At 61.8% G+C, this 16,227-nt stretch carries 11 protein-coding genes; 5 read left to right on the top strand and 6 right to left on the bottom strand.

The genetic code is table 11. From position 1 onward, the window contains the following. Positions 1–179 precede the first annotated feature (179 nt). The 3 genes from acnD to prpD all read left to right on the top strand — a co-directional run bounded on the left by acnD (position 180) and on the right by prpD (position 5,591). Positions 180–2,774 (top strand): Fe/S-dependent 2-methylisocitrate dehydratase AcnD, encoded by a 2,595-nt coding sequence (gene acnD, locus FBY10_RS16160; RefSeq protein ID WP_145337032.1) that lies wholly within the window; start codon positions 180–182, stop codon positions 2,772–2,774. Between the two features lie 11 nt (positions 2,775–2,785). Next, positions 2,786–3,976, top strand: a complete 1,191-nt coding sequence (gene prpF / locus FBY10_RS16155; RefSeq protein ID WP_131699696.1) for a 2-methylaconitate cis-trans isomerase PrpF — start codon at positions 2,786–2,788, stop codon at positions 3,974–3,976. 130 nt (positions 3,977–4,106) lie between these two features. Beyond that, a complete protein-coding gene (gene prpD, locus FBY10_RS16150) occupies positions 4,107–5,591 on the top strand; it encodes a 2-methylcitrate dehydratase (RefSeq protein ID WP_145337031.1) in 1,485 nt (494 codons plus the stop codon). A gap of 62 nt (positions 5,592–5,653) precedes the next feature. Here the strand turns inward: prpD and FBY10_RS16145 are convergent, their stop codons facing one another. The 5 genes from FBY10_RS16145 to FBY10_RS16125 are packed head-to-tail and all read right to left on the bottom strand — an operon-like array spanning position 5,654 to position 11,124. Continuing rightward, entirely contained in the window at positions 5,654–6,382 is a 729-nt protein-coding gene (locus FBY10_RS16145; protein ID WP_145337030.1) for an alanyl-tRNA editing protein, read from the bottom strand. A 2-nt stretch (positions 6,383–6,384) separates the two neighbouring features. After that, entirely contained in the window at positions 6,385–7,377 is a 993-nt protein-coding gene (locus FBY10_RS16140) for a serine O-acetyltransferase (RefSeq protein WP_131699693.1), read from the bottom strand. Positions 7,378–7,414: 37 nt separating this feature from the next. Next, positions 7,415–8,329 (bottom strand): PLP-dependent cysteine synthase family protein, encoded by a 915-nt coding sequence (locus FBY10_RS16135; RefSeq protein WP_145337029.1) that lies wholly within the window; start codon positions 8,327–8,329, stop codon positions 7,415–7,417. A gap of 15 nt (positions 8,330–8,344) precedes the next feature. Continuing rightward, complete coding sequence (gene moeB / locus FBY10_RS16130) at positions 8,345–10,207, bottom strand: molybdopterin-synthase adenylyltransferase MoeB (protein WP_145337028.1); 1,863 nt, start codon at positions 10,205–10,207, stop codon at positions 8,345–8,347. 23 nt (positions 10,208–10,230) lie between these two features. Continuing rightward, complete coding sequence (locus tag FBY10_RS16125) at positions 10,231–11,124, bottom strand: DMT family transporter (RefSeq protein WP_167361139.1); 894 nt, start codon at positions 11,122–11,124, stop codon at positions 10,231–10,233. Positions 11,125–11,284: 160 nt separating this feature from the next. On the opposite strand from FBY10_RS16125, the gene FBY10_RS16120 reads away from it, so the two are divergent. Beyond that, positions 11,285–12,709 carry a PLP-dependent aminotransferase family protein gene (locus FBY10_RS16120; protein ID WP_027603680.1) on the top strand — a complete coding sequence of 475 codons (1,425 nt, stop codon included), beginning with the start codon at positions 11,285–11,287 and terminating at the stop codon, positions 12,707–12,709. 121 nt (positions 12,710–12,830) lie between these two features. Here FBY10_RS16120 and FBY10_RS16115 read toward each other — a convergent pair whose 3' ends face one another. Then, positions 12,831–13,649 carry a pyruvate, water dikinase regulatory protein gene (locus FBY10_RS16115; RefSeq protein WP_003175525.1) on the bottom strand — a complete coding sequence of 273 codons (819 nt, stop codon included), beginning with the start codon at positions 13,647–13,649 and terminating at the stop codon, positions 12,831–12,833. A gap of 177 nt (positions 13,650–13,826) precedes the next feature. On the opposite strand from FBY10_RS16115, the gene ppsA reads away from it, so the two are divergent. Continuing rightward, positions 13,827–16,202 (top strand): phosphoenolpyruvate synthase, encoded by a 2,376-nt coding sequence (ppsA, locus tag FBY10_RS16110; RefSeq protein ID WP_131699689.1) that lies wholly within the window; start codon positions 13,827–13,829, stop codon positions 16,200–16,202. Positions 16,203–16,227 lie beyond the last annotated feature (25 nt).

Below are 16,227 nucleotides of genomic sequence, written 5' to 3'. Positions count from 1 at the left end.
TCCCGAAGTGGAAACCGGACCCAGTGTGGGAGGGGGCTTGCCCCCGATGGTGGTGTGTCATTCAAACCTATAGCAACTGATACACCGCCATCGGGAGCAAGCCCCCTCCCACATTTGAATCGCATTCCAGCCCCGGATCAGCCGGTTCCGTTTGCAATCACCGTGACCGAGTCCTGACGATGAACACTGAATTTCGCAAACCGCTCCCCGGCAGCCGCCTGGATTACTTCGATGCCCGCGCGGCCGTCGATGCAATCAGCCCCGGCGCCTACGCCACATTGCCCTACACCTCTCGTGTGCTCGCCGAGAACCTGGTGCGCCGCTGCGACCCGGCCACCCTCAATGCTTCCCTGAGCCAACTGATCGAACGCAAGCGCGACCTCGACTTCCCCTGGTTCCCGGCCCGCGTGGTGTGCCACGACATTCTCGGTCAGACCGCGCTGGTCGACCTCGCCGGCCTGCGTGACGCCATCGCGCTGCAAGGCGGCGACCCGGCCCAGGTCAACCCGGTGGTACCGACCCAGTTGATCGTCGACCACTCCCTGGCCGTCGAAGCCGGCGGTTTCGACCCGGACGCATTCGAGAAAAACCGCGCCATCGAAGACCGTCGCAACGAAGACCGCTTCCACTTTATCGAGTGGACCAAAAAGGCCTTCAAGAACGTCGACGTGATCCCGCCAGGCAACGGCATCATGCACCAGATCAACCTGGAGAAAATGTCCCCGGTGATCCAGGTGCGTGACGGTGTGGCCTTCCCGGATACCTGCGTCGGCACCGACAGCCACACACCTCACGTCGATGCCTTGGGCGTGATCGCCATTGGCGTCGGCGGCCTCGAAGCCGAGAGCGTCATGCTTGGCCGCGCCTCGTGGATGCGCCTGCCGGAAAGCGTCGGCGTCGAACTGACCGGCAAGCTGCTGCCAGGCATCACTGCCACCGACATGGTGCTGGCCCTGACCGAGTTCCTGCGTCAACAGAAAGTGGTCGGTGCGTGGCTGGAGTTCTTTGGCGAGGGCGCCTCCAAACTGACCCTCGGTGACCGCGCGACCATCTCCAACATGGCCCCGGAATACGGCGCCACGGCGGCAATGTTTTATATCGACCAGCAGACCATCGCCTACCTGAAACTCACCGGCCGCGAAGACGAACAAGTCACCCTGGTCGAGCAATACGCCCGTCATACCGGCTTGTGGGCAGACGACCTTAAAGGTGCGCAGTACGAGCGTGGCCTCACCTTCGACCTGTCCAGTGTCGTGCGCAACATGGCTGGCCCGAGCAACCCGCACGCCCGCGTCGCCACCCGCGACCTGGCCGCCAAAGGCATCTCCGGCCAGTGGGATGAAGTGCCGGGGCAAATGCCCGACGGCGCAGTGATCATCGCCGCCATCACCAGTTGCACCAACACCAGTAACCCGCGCAACGTGATCGCCGCCGGGCTGCTGGCGCGTAACGCCAACAGGCTTGGGTTGACGCGCAAGCCGTGGGTCAAGTCGTCCCTGGCACCCGGTTCGAAAACCGTGGCCATGTACCTGGAAGAAGCCGGCCTCGGTCATGAGTTGGAAAAGCTCGGCTTTGGTGTGGTGGCGTTTGCCTGCACTACCTGCAACGGCATGTCCGGCGCGCTCGACCCGGTGATCCAGCAAGAGATCATCGACCGCGACCTGTACGCCACCGCCGTGCTCTCGGGTAACCGTAACTTCGACGGGCGTATTCACCCGTACGCCAAGCAGGCGTTCCTGGCTTCGCCGCCACTGGTGGTGGCCTATGCCATTGCCGGCACCATCCGTTTCGACATCGAGAAGGACGTGCTCGGCTTCGACGCCGACGGCAAGGAAATCCGCCTGCAGGACATCTGGCCGAGCGATGAAGAAATCGACGCGGTGGTCAAGGCCTCGGTCAAGCCGGAGCAGTTCCGCGCGGTGTATATCCCGATGTTCGCGATCCACGAAGACACCGGCCCGAAAGTCGCGCCGCTGTACGACTGGCGCCCGCAGAGCACCTATATCCGCCGCCCACCGTACTGGGAAGGCGCGCTGGCCGGTGCGCGGCCGCTCAAGGGCATGCGCCCGCTGGCGGTGCTGCCGGACAACATCACCACCGATCACCTGTCGCCGTCCAACGCGATCATGCTCGACAGCGCCGCCGGCGAATACCTGGCGAAAATGGGCCTGCCGGAAGTCGACTTCAACTCCTACGCCACTCACCGTGGCGACCACCTGACCGCGCAGCGCGCGACGTTCGCCAACCCGAAACTGTTCAACGAAATGGTGCGGGAGAACGGCAAGGTCAAGCAGGGCTCCCTGGCGCGGATCGAACCGGAAGGCAAGGTCACGCGGATGTGGGAAGCCATCGAAACCTACATGGAGCGCAAGCAGCCGCTGATCATCATTGCCGGCGCCGACTACGGCCAGGGCTCGTCCCGCGACTGGGCCGCCAAGGGTGTGCGCCTGGCGGGTGTGGAAGCGATTGCCGCCGAAGGTTTCGAGCGCATCCACCGCACCAACCTGGTGGGCATGGGCGTGTTGCCGCTGGAGTTCCTGCCGGGCACCGACCGTCACACTCTGCAGATTGATGGCAGCGAAACCTACGACGTGATCGGCGAACGCACCCCGCGTGCGCAGCTGACGCTGGTGATCAATCGCAAGGATGGCGAACGTGTCGAGGTGCCGGTGACGTGCCGTCTGGACACCGCCGAAGAAGTGTCGATCTACGAGGCGGGCGGCGTGTTGCAACGTTTTGCCCAGGATTTCCTGGAATCGGCGACCACCGCCTGAAGAGGATGACCATGGCACACGCAGCGCAAATCAAGATCCCCGCCACCTATATGCGTGGCGGCACCAGCAAGGGCGTATTTTTCCGCCTCCAGGACCTGCCCGAGTCGGCGCAGGTGCCGGGAGCGGCGCGGGATGCCTTGCTGCTCCGGGTGATCGGCAGCCCCGACCCCTACGACAAGCAAATCGACGGCATGGGCGGCGCCACATCGAGCACCAGCAAAACCGTAATTCTCGCCAAAAGCACTCGCGCCGATCACGACGTGGACTACCTGTTTGGCCAGGTTTCCATCGACAAACCCTTTGTCGACTGGAGTGGTAACTGCGGCAACCTGTCGGCGGCGGTGGGTTCGTTCGCCATCAGCGCCGGGCTGGTCGATGCGGCCCGCGTGCCCCGCAACGGTGTGGCCGTGGTGCGGGTGTGGCAGGCCAATATCGGCAAGACCATCATTGCCCACGTGCCGATCACCGACGGTGCGGTGCAGGAAACCGGCGACTTCGAACTGGACGGCGTGACCTTCCCGGCTGCCGAAGTGCAGCTGGAATTCATGGACCCGGCGGCGGAAGAAGAGGGCGGCGGCGGCTCGATGTTCCCCACCGGCAACCTGGTCGACGACCTCGAAGTGCCGGGTGTCGGCTCCTTCAAGGCCACGCTGATCAACGCTGGCATCCCGACGATTTTCATCAACGCCGAAGACCTCGGTTACACCGGCACCGAGCTGCAAGGCGCGATCAACAGCGACCCCAAGGCCCTGGCGATGTTCGAGACCGTACGGGCCTATGGCGCGTTGCGCATGGGGCTGATCAAACACCTCGACGAAGCCGCCCAGCGCCAGCACACGCCGAAGGTGGCGTTTGTGGCCAAACCTGCGGATTACGTGGCGTCCAGCGGCAAGGCGATCAAGGCCGGCGATGTGGATTTGCTGGTGCGCGCCCTGTCCATGGGCAAGCTGCACCACGCGATGATGGGCACGGCGGCGGTGGCGATCGGCACGGCGGCGGCGATTTCCGGCACCTTGGTCAACCTCGCTGCAGGCGGCGTGGAGCGTAATGCCGTGCGCTTCGGGCATCCGTCCGGCACGTTGCGCGTGGGGGCTGAAGCCACCCAGGTGAACGGTGAATGGGTGGTGAAGAAAGCCATCATGAGCCGCAGTGCACGGGTGTTGATGGAGGGTTTCGTCCGCGTACCCGGCGACTCTTTCTAAAGTCCAACACCAATCCCCTGTGGGAGCGGGCAAGCTCCCTCCCACAGTCATAAACAGGCATTCAGACCTGCGAAACGATCAACCCTGACCCTGAGGATGCAGCAACCCTAACTCACTTTGGAGATCTGCCATGAGCACCAACGTCGACCAGAACAACCGCCCCGACTACGACCAGGTCCTGCAGGACATTGCCGACTACGTCCTCAACTACCACATCGACTCCCAAGCCGCCCTCGACACCGCCCGCAACTGCCTGATGGACACCCTCGGTTGCGGCCTGCTGGCCCTGCGTTTTCCCGAGTGCACCAAGCACCTGGGGCCGATTGTCGAGGGCACGGTGGTGCCGTTCGGCGCGCGGGTGCCGGGCACGTCGTTTCGCCTGGACCCGGTCAAGGCGGCCTGGGACATTGGCTGCATCGTGCGCTGGCTCGACTACAACGACACCTGGCTCGCTGCCGAATGGGGTCATCCTTCGGATAACCTTGGCGGCATCCTTGCCGTGGCGGATCACCTGTCGCAAAAGCGCGTGGCCAATGGCGATGCGCCGTTGACCGTGCGCGCGGTGTTGGAAGCGATGATCATGGCCCACGAAATCCAGGGGGTGATTGCCCTGGAAAACTCGTTCAACCGCGTTGGCCTCGACCATGTGCTGTTGGTGAAAGTCGCCTCCACGGCGGTTACCGCGAAGCTGATGGGCGCCAACCGCGAACAGTTGCTGTCGGCGCTGTCTCACGCCTTCGTCGATGGCCAGGCCTTGCGCACTTACCGCCACGCGCCGAATGCCGGCTCGCGCAAATCCTGGGCGGCGGGGGATGCGTCGAGTCGCGGCGTACGCCTGGCGGACATCGCCCTGCGCGGCGAAATGGGCATCCCCGGTGTGCTGAGCGCGCCGCAATGGGGCTTCTACGATGTGCTGTTCAGCCACACCAATAACGACCTGGCGCTCAAGCCCGAGGACAAGCGTGCGTTCAGCCTGTCCCAGCCTTACGGCACCTATGTGATGGAAAACGTGCTGTTCAAGATCAGCTTCCCCGCTGAGTTCCATGCGCAAACCGCCTGTGAAGCCGCGGTGACCTTACATCCGTTGGTCAAGGATCGCCTGCACGACATCGAGCGCATCGTGATCACCACCCATGAGTCGGCGATTCGCATCATCTCCAAGGTCGGGCCACTGGCCAACGCTGCCGACCGCGACCATTGCCTGCAATACATGACCGCCGTGCCCCTGGCATTCGGCAACCTGGTGGCCGAGCAGTACGAGGATGAGTTTCACGCCGCTCACCCGATCATCGATGAACTGCGCGACAAGATGGTCATCGTCGAGGACCCGCGTTACAGCCGTGAATACCTGGAAGCCGACAAGCGTTCCATCGCCAATGCGGTGCAGGTGTTCTTCAAGGATGGCTCCAGTACCGAGCAAGTGGCGGTGGAATACCCGATCGGCCATCGCCGTCGTCGGGTGGAGGGCATTCCGATGCTGGAAGACAAGTTCAAGGCCAACCTGGCCACGCGGTTTACCGCGCAACGCAGTGCCGAAATCTTTGCGTTGTGCACGGACCAGGCGAAGCTCGAGGCCACGCCGGTCAATCGTTTTGTGGACCTGTTCGTGCTCTAGCAGGATGCGCCGAGCTTAACCTGTGGGAGGGGGCAAGCTGCCTCCCACAGTTGGAACCCCGCTCACTCAAACCGCAGGATCACCCGGCGGTTGTGCTTGCTCTTCTTCTCGATCTTCTCGCAGAACACCCGGCCGATTTCCTCGGTGTTGAGCACATGGGTACCACCGCATGGCTGGATATCGATCCCGCCGATTTCAATCACCCGTACCGAGCCCTGGATCACCGGCGGCGCAACCGCCTGGGTACGGGTGATCTGCAGCAGGGTGGCGTACTCCGAAGCAGGCATCGACAGGGTTTTGACCTCGTGGGCCTGTTCGATCAGCGCGTTGAGGTCACGGGTGATGCTGTCCTTGTCGAGGGTCATTTCCGGCAGGTCGAAATCCAGGCGACCTTTGTCGGCACTGATGCTGCAACCGGTCACTGGTGCGTCGATGAGTGAGCACAGCAGGTGCAGGCAGGTGTGCATTTTCATGTGCTGGTAGCGCCGCTCCCAATCCAGGCCGGCGTCCACCAGTACCCCGGCGATCAGTTGCTCGGGGCAGTGTTCTACCTGGTGCCAGATGATCGAACGCAGCACCGGGTCGCGCACCGTGCCGGTCACTTCGACCTGCGTACCGTCCGCCAGGGTCAAGTGGCCGGTATCGCCGGGTTGGCCGCCACCCGTGGGGTAGAACAGGGTGTGCTCCAGGGCGATGCCATGTTCGCTGACGGCAATCACCCGGGCGCTGAATGCGTTCTGGTAGGGCGCGCTGTCAAACAGCGCCAGGGTTTCCATGGTGTGCACGGACATGTTCAACCTCCGACGATCAGTGGGCTGGCTTGCAGCAGGTGGCGCACCATCGCGCTCAAGCCAGGGGGGGAGAGCAGGGTGATTTCGAATTCCGGCCCGCAGACTTTCAGGTTCAGCGGCAGGCGCGGCAGGTAGTTGCCGGATTCGAGGCGGTGCAGCCTGAATTGCAGGTGGTGACGCTCCTTCACCGTCGGCTCCAGCATCAAGCCTTGCAACGGGTGAAAGTCGGCGTCCAGCACCGTGACCTTGTGGCTGGTATTGACCTCGCCGACCACGTGCAGGCGCTCATCGAGGGCGAAGGCCCCGAGGTAGTTACTGTGGTCCGATTCATCGTTTTTTTGCAGCTGGATCTGGTTCACCACCTTCACCTTGGTGCCGGCGGGTACGTCCTGGGTGATCACACAGGAGGGGCTGATAAACACGTTGTCGCCGATCAGCACATAGCCCAGCACGCGGGCGCCGGAGCCGACCTCGACGTTGTTGCCCAGGCGCGGATGGCGCTTGCCATCGGGGTTGTTGGCGATGCCGCGGGCACCCAGGGTCACGCCGCAGAGGATGTAGCAGTCGTTGCCGATCTCGCAGGTTTCGCCGATCACCGTGCCGTAGCCGTGGTCGAGGACAAAGCGCCGGCCGATACGCGCCGCCGGGTGGATTTCGGCCCCGGACAGGACTTTGCCCTGGTTGCTCAGCTTGAGGGCGATGCGTGAAAACACGCCGTTGGTCTGGTCGGGGAAATTCCACACCAGGTGCGCAAGCCGGTAATAGAGCACCGCCTTGAACGAGGCGTAGGACTCCAGGATCAGTTCGCCGCGCCCACGGGACGCCGGGTCGCGATAGGCGTAGGCGATCAAGTCCTCGGCCACCGCCTGGGCAGCATTCTGGATCAGTGGCGCGAGGTGCGGCTCCAGTTGTTTCATCTGCATGGGGGTGAGGGTCTTGACGAGCTGGGTGAGCAACTCATCGTGCAACTGTTGCATGTCGATAAAGCCGCCCATGGAGGCATCCCCGCATTCTGGCTGGTTGGAAGCCCCGTTATTCGAAACTGGGCAGGTAGCTGTCGGCATTGTCGTAGACCATGGTCAATACCACCGTTTCGGGCGGCAATTCGGGGGCGAGCCTGGCGATGGCGACCATGTTGGCGGCCGAGGACAGGCCCAGGCTGATGGCGTCGGTGCGCATGATGCGTTTCATCATGTCGATGCACTCCTGGCGCGAGACCTTGAGCATGCCGTCGATCACCTCCAGGTTGAGGATGCTCGGGATCAGGCCGATCGACAGGCCCTGGATATGGTGCGGCGCGTGCTGGTTTTTCAGCAGGTCGCATTCTTCCGGCTCTACGCCCATCACGCGCAGGGCGGGCCAGGCGGCTTTCAGGGTCTCGCCGATGCCGGTGATGTGGCCACCGGTGCCGATGCCGCTGACGAAATAGTCAACACGGCGATCACCAAAGGCGCGGAGGATTTCCGGCGCGGTGGTGTCGCGGTGGGTTTGCGGGTTGGCGCCGTTGCGTTGCTGGTTGAGCATCACGTAGCTGGGGTTTTCCAGCTGCAGCTCCATGCATTTTTCGCCGTGGGAGTTGTTGCCCAGGCGGCTGTCGGAGAGCACCACCTTGGCGCCGTACAGGCGCAGCAGCTTCTGTTTTTCGGGGCTGTAGTTGTCCGGGATCACCAGCACCACCTTGTAGCCCAGCACATTGCCGGCCATCACCAGGCCGATGCCGGTATTGCCGCCGCTGGGTTCGATGATGGTTTGCCCGGAATCACGGATCAGCACGCCGCTCCGCTCGGCGTCGAGGATCATGCCCAGGGCGATGCGTGCCTTGTGGCTGCCGCCAGGGTTGAGGGATTCGAGCTTGGCGTAGACCTCAATGCCAAGGTCTTCGGAAAACTGCGCCAGGCGGACGATCGGCGTGTGGCCGATGGCGTCGAGAATAGAGTTATGCAACATCATTCAGTCCTCGGCTCAATACAGCGGCATGTCGGGTTCGACGTCGCGAACCCAGTGCTTCATGCCGCCCTGCAGAACTTTGGTGTTGGCGAATCCGGCCGCCAGCAATGTGCTGGCCGCCTGCTCGGCGCGGGTGCCGGCGTAGCAGATCAGGTAATGGGTGTTGTCACGGCTGAGGCGCCCGAGTTGGCCATCCAGCTCGGCCAGGGGGATATGCACCACCCCCGGTAATTTGCACACCTCCAGTTCGCTGGCGTCGCGCACATCCAGCAGCACGTCGGCGCTGCTGGGGTGTTCGAGTACCTGCTTGAGTACGCGTGGCTTGATGTAGCGCTCTTCGGCCAGGGACGGTTGGCTGGGCACGGCGTCCGCACAGACGGCTGGCGCCCGGGTTTCGCTGTGTCGCAGGTCGGAGCAGCACGGGCAATCGGCACGACGCTTGAAACGGATTTCGCTGAACTTCATGGCCAGTGCATCGAAGCGCATCAGGCGGCCGGACAGGGGCTCGCCAATGCCGATCAACAGTTTGATCGCCTCGGTGGCCTGGATCATCCCGACTACCCCGGGAAGCACGCCGATCACACCACCGGCGCTGCAATTGGGCGCCAGTTCTACGGGCGGTGCGCTGGGGAACAGGCAGCGGTAGCACGGCCCGCCTTGGTAGTTGAGCACGCTGATCTGCCCGTCGAAACGGTAGATGGCGCCGTACACCAGGGGTTTGCCCAGTTGCACGCAGGCGTCGTTGACCAAGTAGCGGGTATCGAAATTGTCGGTGCCGTCGATCACCAGGTCATAGGCGCCCACCAGTTCCAGGGCGTTATCGGCGTTCAACGCGGTGTTGTGGGCGTTGATCTGGATATGGCGGTTGAGGTCCTGCAAGCGCTGCTTGGCCGACTCGACCTTGGGCATGCCCAGGGTGCTGTTGCCGTGGACGATCTGGCGTTGCAGGTTGCTGCTTTCCACTACGTCGAAATCCACCAGTCCCAGGGTACCGACACCGGCCGCCGCCAGGTACAGGCTGATGGGCGAGCCCAGGCCGCCGGTGCCGATGATCAGGACCTTGGCGTTCTTGAGGTTCAACTGGCCTTCGCGGCCGACGCCGGGCAGGGTGATATGGCGCACATAACGTTGCACTTCCTCGTTGCTGAGGCTGTCGACGTCCATACCGCCGGAGGTGGCGAGCAGCACTTCGATGCGGGCTTTTTCCGGCAGCCGGTCGTCGGCGCTGATCAGCTCTTCCTCGGCGGTGAACAGGAAGTGTTCCTTGAGCTGGTTGTTCTTTTCGTGAAACAGATGGGCGCGCAACTGCGGGTGGCTGCTGCAGAGGTTTTCAATGACTTCGCGCAATGTCGATCCGGTGCCCTCGAGGGTCGATTCCGGCAGCTTGGCCACGCGAACCAGAATGTCGGGGAAAGAGACAGCGTTCATGGACAACTCCGTGTGCAGGTCGTTGAAGGGGGTTAGGGCGAAATGCTTGCCATCCCAGGCAAACAGTTTTGAACCCAGGGCCTGGCCCTGGCGAACGTCGACCACCAGGTAACTGACGGGGTAGATCGGCTCGCCCATGAACAGGGCCTTGTCCTGGTCTTCATCGCTGAAATAGGCGCCGACATCCGGGTGGGAGTGGTAGATCACCACCACCGGGTTGTCGCTGCGAAACGCCTTGTTCAGCAGCAGGGTGTCGGCCACCGAGAAGGTGTAGCCATTGGCCGCGCTGCGCGGGTACATCTCGGGGTTCTTGCGGTGCAGTTCGTTCTGGATGTTTTTGCCCAGGTATACGCTGCCGTCGGCGAAGACGAAGCCGCAGCATTCTTCGGGGTAGCTGCGGCTGGCGTGGGCGTAGATCTGTTCCAGGGCTTTGGGGCGGAGGACGTCCATGTTTCTCTCGCGTTGATGGAGGGTCAATTTTTCTTGGCCAGGAGTTTTTCAACGGGCAACTTGGTGATCGCAAAGCCGGCCAGCAGGATGGCCGAATACAGCATCAGGTCGCGGGAAATCGCCACGCCTTCGTACCAGGCACCGATGATCACCGCGAACACCGGGAAGATGATGAACACGAATGACAGGATGATCGGGCTCAAGCGCTTGAGCAGCATGAAATACACGATGAACCCTCCCACCGAGGCCACCAGCCCCAGGTAGAACAGCGCGCTCCAGGAGCGCAGGGTGATGTTTTCGAAGGTCGGCGTTTCAAACCACAACCCGGCCACGAACAGCATCAGCCCGGCAATGCCGATGGGCAGGGTGTTGTAGGTGATCACGCTGATGGCGCTGCCTTTCTGCTTGGTAATCACGTAGCACAAGGCATGCATGATCGCGGCAGTCAGAATTGCGAGCACCCCGAAGAACTCGGCGTGGTCCAGGTGCAGGCCTTGGCTCCTGATGATCATGTAGAGGCTGCCGAAACCGATACCGATGCCGACCACCTGGGAAAAGTAGATGCGCTCGCGCAGGAACAACGCGGAGAAAATCAGGATAAACACCGGCATGCAACTGAACAGCAGGGCGGTGAGGCCGGATGACACATGCATCTCGCCGTAGTTGAGCAGGTAGTAGGGCACGCTGAAGTAGGACAGGGTCACGAACACGAAGAACCAGCGGCTCTCGCGCGGAAACAGGATGGGTTCACGGCGCACCATGGCGAAACACAGGAACAGCGGGAAGGCGATCAGGAAGCGCAGGCCGGCGGACGTCAGCGGCGGCACGCTCTCAACGGCGATTTTGATCCCCAGCCACGTGGTGCCCCAGCTCAGGCACACGATCAGGAACATCACACTGGTCACCAGCCCGGCCAGCCACTGTTTTTGCGTTTTGGTTTTGGCGGTGTTTTCGAGAACGGCGGACATTGGCATCGTTTATTGCTTCCCTGAGCCTGAATTGAACTCTATATTGAGCTTGTAATGAGTTGTAAAATTCGGCGATTGAACCCGTAAAAGCACACTATTAGGGCGAAAGATGGCTGTCAAAACAAATATTGACATGGTGTCAATTATGCGTGAGGGGTTGTCCAACGGGCAGGGCGTGAAGTACAAGCGCCTGTCCGATGTCATGGAACGGGGCATCCTCGAAGGCTTGATTGAACCGGGACGAAAACTGCCGCCTCATCGGGTGCTTTCCGACAATCTTGGGGTGACCATCGGCACCATCAGCCGGGCCTACGGTGAGCTGGAGCGTCTGGGTTTGGTGGTAGCGCGAGTGGGTGACGGCACGTTCGTACGCAAGCGTGGGATGGAGCGCCAGCGTGATGAAGGCTTTCGTAACTTCAGCGAGGAGCCGCGCCAGTACTTCGACATGAGCCGCAACATGCATATTCCGGGTCAGGAAACCACCTTCCTGGCACAGAGCTTCCAAACCCTCTCGACCAACGCCAAGTTCCTCCAGGACATCAGTGCCTACACCCCGGACGCCGGCCTGCCGCGTTATCGCGATGCGGGCGCGCAGTGGCTGGTGCAGCGTGATTTTCATCCGATCCCCGAGCAGGTGATCTGCGTCAACGGCGGCCAGCATGGCCTGCTGTGCGCGATGATGGCCCTGCTGCGCGCCGGCGATACGGTGGTCACCGAACAATTGACTTACCCGGGGCTGATCACCGCCGCGCGCATGCTGGGTATCCGCTTGATCGGCCTGGAGATGGACGAAGAAGGCGTGCTGCCGAGCGCGCTGGATGAAGTCTGTCGTAATCACCGGGTTTCAGCGTTGTATTGCACGCCGACCATCCAGAACCCGACCACGGCGGTGTTATCCGTGGCGCGGCGCGAAGCCTTGGTGAAGGTGTGCCGGGAACATAATCTGCTGATTCTTGAGGACGAAGCCCACGGCGTATTGGTTGAAGACCGTCCACCGCCCCTCAGCCATTTCGCTCCCGAACGTACGATTTTGATCAGCAGCCTGAGCAAGGCCGTGTCTGCCGGGCTGCGTGTGGGGTATGTGCATGCGCCCCCGGCGCTGGTCAGCCGTATCTCGGCGGCCTTGCGCTCCACCTGCTGGATGGCCACGCCGGTGACCCTGGAACTGGCGACGCAGTGGATTGAAAACGGCACGGCTGAATACCTGCTGCGCCAGCAGATCAACGAGATCAGCCGACGCAAAACCTTGGTGCAGGACTTGTTGGCCGGCCTGGCGTACCGCACTCACCTGAACAGCCCGCACTTCTGGATCGAAGTGCCGGAGCCCTGGCGCGCGTCGGAAATCGAGGCGGAACTCAAGCAGAATAATTACCTGATCGCCACCGCCGAGGCGTTTGCCGTAGGGCAGACGGCGGTGCCGCAGTTCATTCGGGCGAGTATCTGCAATACGTCTGGGGACGATCAGTTGTTGCGGGCGGGGTTTGATGCGTTGGCGACGGCGTTGGGGCAGGGGGGAGGGCGGTTTCACCTATAGCGAGTGGACGTCCATGCTGTGAGCAGGCTTGTTGTGGCAAGCAAGTCAGTTAAGGAGGAACACTGTAACTGTGGCGAGCGGGACAAGCCCGCTCGCCACAGTAAAACAGAGTATCAAGGTGTTATTTGAAGCGCCGTTCCACACCTTTCTCCACCAGAATCTTCGCCGAAATCTCTTCCACCGAAAAATGCGTGGAATTGATGTGCGCAATATTCTCGCGACGGAACAGATTTTCTACTTCGCGCACTTCGAATTCGCACTGGGCATAGCTGGAGTAGCGGCTGTTGGGCTTGCGCTCGTTGCGGATGGCGGTGAGACGGTCCGGGTCGATGGTCAGGCCAAACAGCTTGTGCGAATGGGCGCGCAGCGCCGCAGGCAGCGTCAGGTGCTCCATGTCGTCTTCGGTCAGCGGGTAGTTGGCCGCACGGATGCCGAATTGCATGGCCATGTACAGACAGGTGGGCGTTTTGCCGCAGCGTGACACGCCGACAAGGATCAGGTCGGCCTTGTCGTAGTAGTGGGTGCGAGCGCCGTCGTCGTTGTCGAGGGCGAAGTTCACCGCCTCGATACGCTCCATATAATTGGAGTTATGCCCAATGGAATGGGACTTTCCGACCGAATAGGAGGAGTGTTCGCTCAACTCCTGCTCCAGCGGCGCCAGGAACGTCGAGAAAATGTCGATCATGAAACCATTCGACGTTGCCAGAATCTCACGGATGTCTTGATTGACGATGGTGTCAAAAATGATCGGCCGAAAGCCGTCTTTTTCAGCCGCCAGATTGATTTGTTGTACCATAGCCCGCGCTTTATCCACGCTGTCGATATAGGGCCGTGTGAATTTGGCGAACGTAACGTTTTCGAACTGCGCGAGCAGGCTTTGACCCAGGGTTTCGGCTGTAATGCCGGTGCCGTCGGAGATAAAGAAAGCAGATCGTTTCATTTGAGCCCTGGGCCTTAAGCTGATGACGAATCTTGGATATGATAGGCGCGATTTTGCCGCCCCATAGTGGGCCGCATTCTCACTTATTTTCCAGGTCCAGGCCACAAACGCGGGTAATCGCTCCTACGAGCAGCCGGCGTCCTGAGCTTTTCCAACACAGTTAGTGGAGAGATCACCTTGGTAGAGTACGTAGTTTCCCTCGATAAGCTCGGCGTCCATGATGTAGAGCACGTAGGGGGCAAGAACGCATCCCTCGGCGAGATGATCAGTAATCTTGCAGGCGCTGGTGTGTCGGTGCCCGGTGGTTTCGCCACCACGGCCCAGGCTTACCGTGATTTCCTCGAACTGAGCGGCCTCAACGCTCAGATCCACGCCGCGCTGGACGCCCTGGACGTCGACGACGTTAACGCCCTGGCCAAGACCGGTGCCCAGATCCGCCAATGGATCATGGAAGCCGAGTTCCCTGAGAAACTCAACGAAGAAATCCGCACCGCCTTCGCCACATTGTCGGCGGGCAACCCTGACATGGCCGTTGCCGTGCGCTCCTCGGCCACCGCCGAAGACTTGCCGGATGCTTCTTTCGCGGGTCAGCAAGAGACCTTCCTGAACATCCGCGGCGTGGAAAACGTGATCCGCGCAGCCAAGGAAGTGTTTGCCTCGCTGTTCAATGACCGCGCCATTTCCTACCGCGTGCACCAGGGTTTCGACCACAAGCTGGTGGCCCTGTCTGCCGGTGTGCAGCGCATGGTGCGTTCGGAAACCGGCACCGCCGGCGTGATGTTCACCCTGGACACCGAGTCGGGCTTCCGTGACGTGGTGTTTATCACCGGCGCCTACGGCCTGGGCGAAACCGTTGTACAAGGCGCGGTCAACCCCGACGAATTCTACGTACACAAACACACCCTTGAAGCCGGCCGCCCGGCCATCCTGCGCCGCAACCTGGGCAGCAAGGCGATCAAGATGATCTACGGCGACGAGGCCAAGGCCGGTCGTTCGGTGAAAACCGTGGACGTCGACAAGGCCGAGCGCGCGCGCTTCTGCCTGAGCGACGCGGAAGTCAGCGAATTGGCCAAGCAAGCGATGATCATCGAAAAGCACTACAAGTGCCCGATGGACATCGAATGGGCCAAGGACGGGGACGACGGCAAGCTGTACATCGTGCAGGCCCGTCCGGAAACCGTGAAGAGCCGTACCTCGGCCAACGTCATGGAACGCTACCTGCTCAAGGAAACCGGCACCGTGCTGGTGGAAGGCCGTGCCATCGGCCAGCGCATCGGCGCCGGCAAGGTGCGGATCATCAAGGACGTGTCCGAGATGGACAAAGTCCAGCCCGGTGACGTGCTGGTTTCCGACATGACCGACCCGGACTGGGAACCGGTGATGAAGCGTGCCAGCGCCATCGTCACCAACCGTGGCGGGCGTACCTGCCACGCGGCGATCATCGCCCGCGAACTGGGGATCCCGGCAGTGGTCGGTTGCGGCAACGCCACCCAACTGCTCAAGGACGGCCAGGGCGTGACTGTGTCCTGCGCCGAAGGCGACACCGGCTTCATCTTTGAAGGCGAGCTGGGCTTCGACATCAAGCAAAACTCCATCGACGCAATGCCCGACCTGCCGTTCAAGATCATGATGAACGTCGGCAACCCGGACCGTGCCTTCGACTTCGCGCAGTTGCCGAACGCCGGTGTGGGCCTGGCCCGTCTGGAGTTCATCATCAACCGCATGATCGGCGTGCACCCCAAGGCCCTGTTGAACTACGACGGCCTGCCGCTGGACATCAAGGAAAGCGTGGACAAGCGCATCGCCGGCTACAACGACCCGGTGGGCTTCTACGTCGAGAAGCTGGTGGAAGGCATCAGCACCCTGGCGGCGGCGTTCTACCCGAAAAAGGTCATCGTGCGCCTGTCGGACTTCAAGTCCAACGAATACGCCAACCTGATCGGCGGCAAGCTCTACGAGCCGGAAGAAGAAAACCCGATGCTGGGCTTCCGTGGCGCCTCGCGTTACATCAGCGAAGCGTTCCGTGACTGCTTCGAGCTCGAATGCCGCGCCCTCAAGCGTGTGCGCAACGAGATGGGCCTGACCAACGTCGAGATCATGGTGCCGTTCGTACGTACCCTGGGCGAGGCGAGCCAAGTGGTCGACCTGCTGGCCGAAAACGGCCTGTCCCGCGGCGAAAACGGCCTGCGCGTGATCATGATGTGCGAACTGCCGTCCAACGCCATCCTGGCCGAGGAGTTCCTGGAGTTCTTCGACGGTTTCTCCATCGGTTCCAACGACCTGACCCAGCTCACCCTGGGCCTGGACCGCGATTCCGGGATCATCGCTCACCTGTTCGACGAGCGTAACCCTGCGGTCAAGAAGCTGCTGGCCAACGCCATCCAGGCGTGCAACAAGGCCGGCAAGTACATCGGTATCTGCGGCCAAGGCCCTTCCGATCACCCGGACCTGGCCAAATGGCTGATGGAGCAGGGTATCGAAAGCGTCTCGCTTAACCCCGATTCCGTGCTGGAAACCTGGTTCTTCCTGGCGGAAGGCCAAGCGTCCGCCTAAGGTCGTGATGTCAAAAGTGCCGGTC

Source organism: Pseudomonas sp. SJZ103 (assembly GCF_007828335.1).
Taxonomy (GTDB): domain Bacteria; phylum Pseudomonadota; class Gammaproteobacteria; order Pseudomonadales; family Pseudomonadaceae; genus Aquipseudomonas.
This window is presented reverse-complemented; position numbering and strand designations above follow the sequence as displayed.

What these genes read in the sequence shown, in the direction of transcription:
- FBY10_RS16120 (WP_027603680.1), top strand. Translation starts at nt 11,285, where the DNA reads ATGGCTGTCAAAACAAATATTGACATGGTGTCAATTATGCGTGAGGGG.
- FBY10_RS16145 (WP_145337030.1), bottom strand. Translation starts at nt 6,382, where the DNA reads ATGTCCGTGCACACCATGGAAACCCTGGCGCTGTTTGACAGCGCGCCC.
- FBY10_RS16140 (WP_131699693.1), bottom strand. Translation starts at nt 7,377, where the DNA reads ATGGGCGGCTTTATCGACATGCAACAGTTGCACGATGAGTTGCTCACC.
- acnD (WP_145337032.1), top strand. Translation starts at nt 180, where the DNA reads ATGAACACTGAATTTCGCAAACCGCTCCCCGGCAGCCGCCTGGATTAC.
- FBY10_RS16115 (WP_003175525.1), bottom strand. Translation starts at nt 13,649, where the DNA reads ATGAAACGATCTGCTTTCTTTATCTCCGACGGCACCGGCATTACAGCC.
- prpD (WP_145337031.1), top strand. Translation starts at nt 4,107, where the DNA reads ATGAGCACCAACGTCGACCAGAACAACCGCCCCGACTACGACCAGGTC.
- FBY10_RS16135 (WP_145337029.1), bottom strand. Translation starts at nt 8,329, where the DNA reads ATGTTGCATAACTCTATTCTCGACGCCATCGGCCACACGCCGATCGTC.
- moeB (WP_145337028.1), bottom strand. Translation starts at nt 10,207, where the DNA reads ATGGACGTCCTCCGCCCCAAAGCCCTGGAACAGATCTACGCCCACGCC.
- prpF (WP_131699696.1), top strand. Translation starts at nt 2,786, where the DNA reads ATGGCACACGCAGCGCAAATCAAGATCCCCGCCACCTATATGCGTGGC.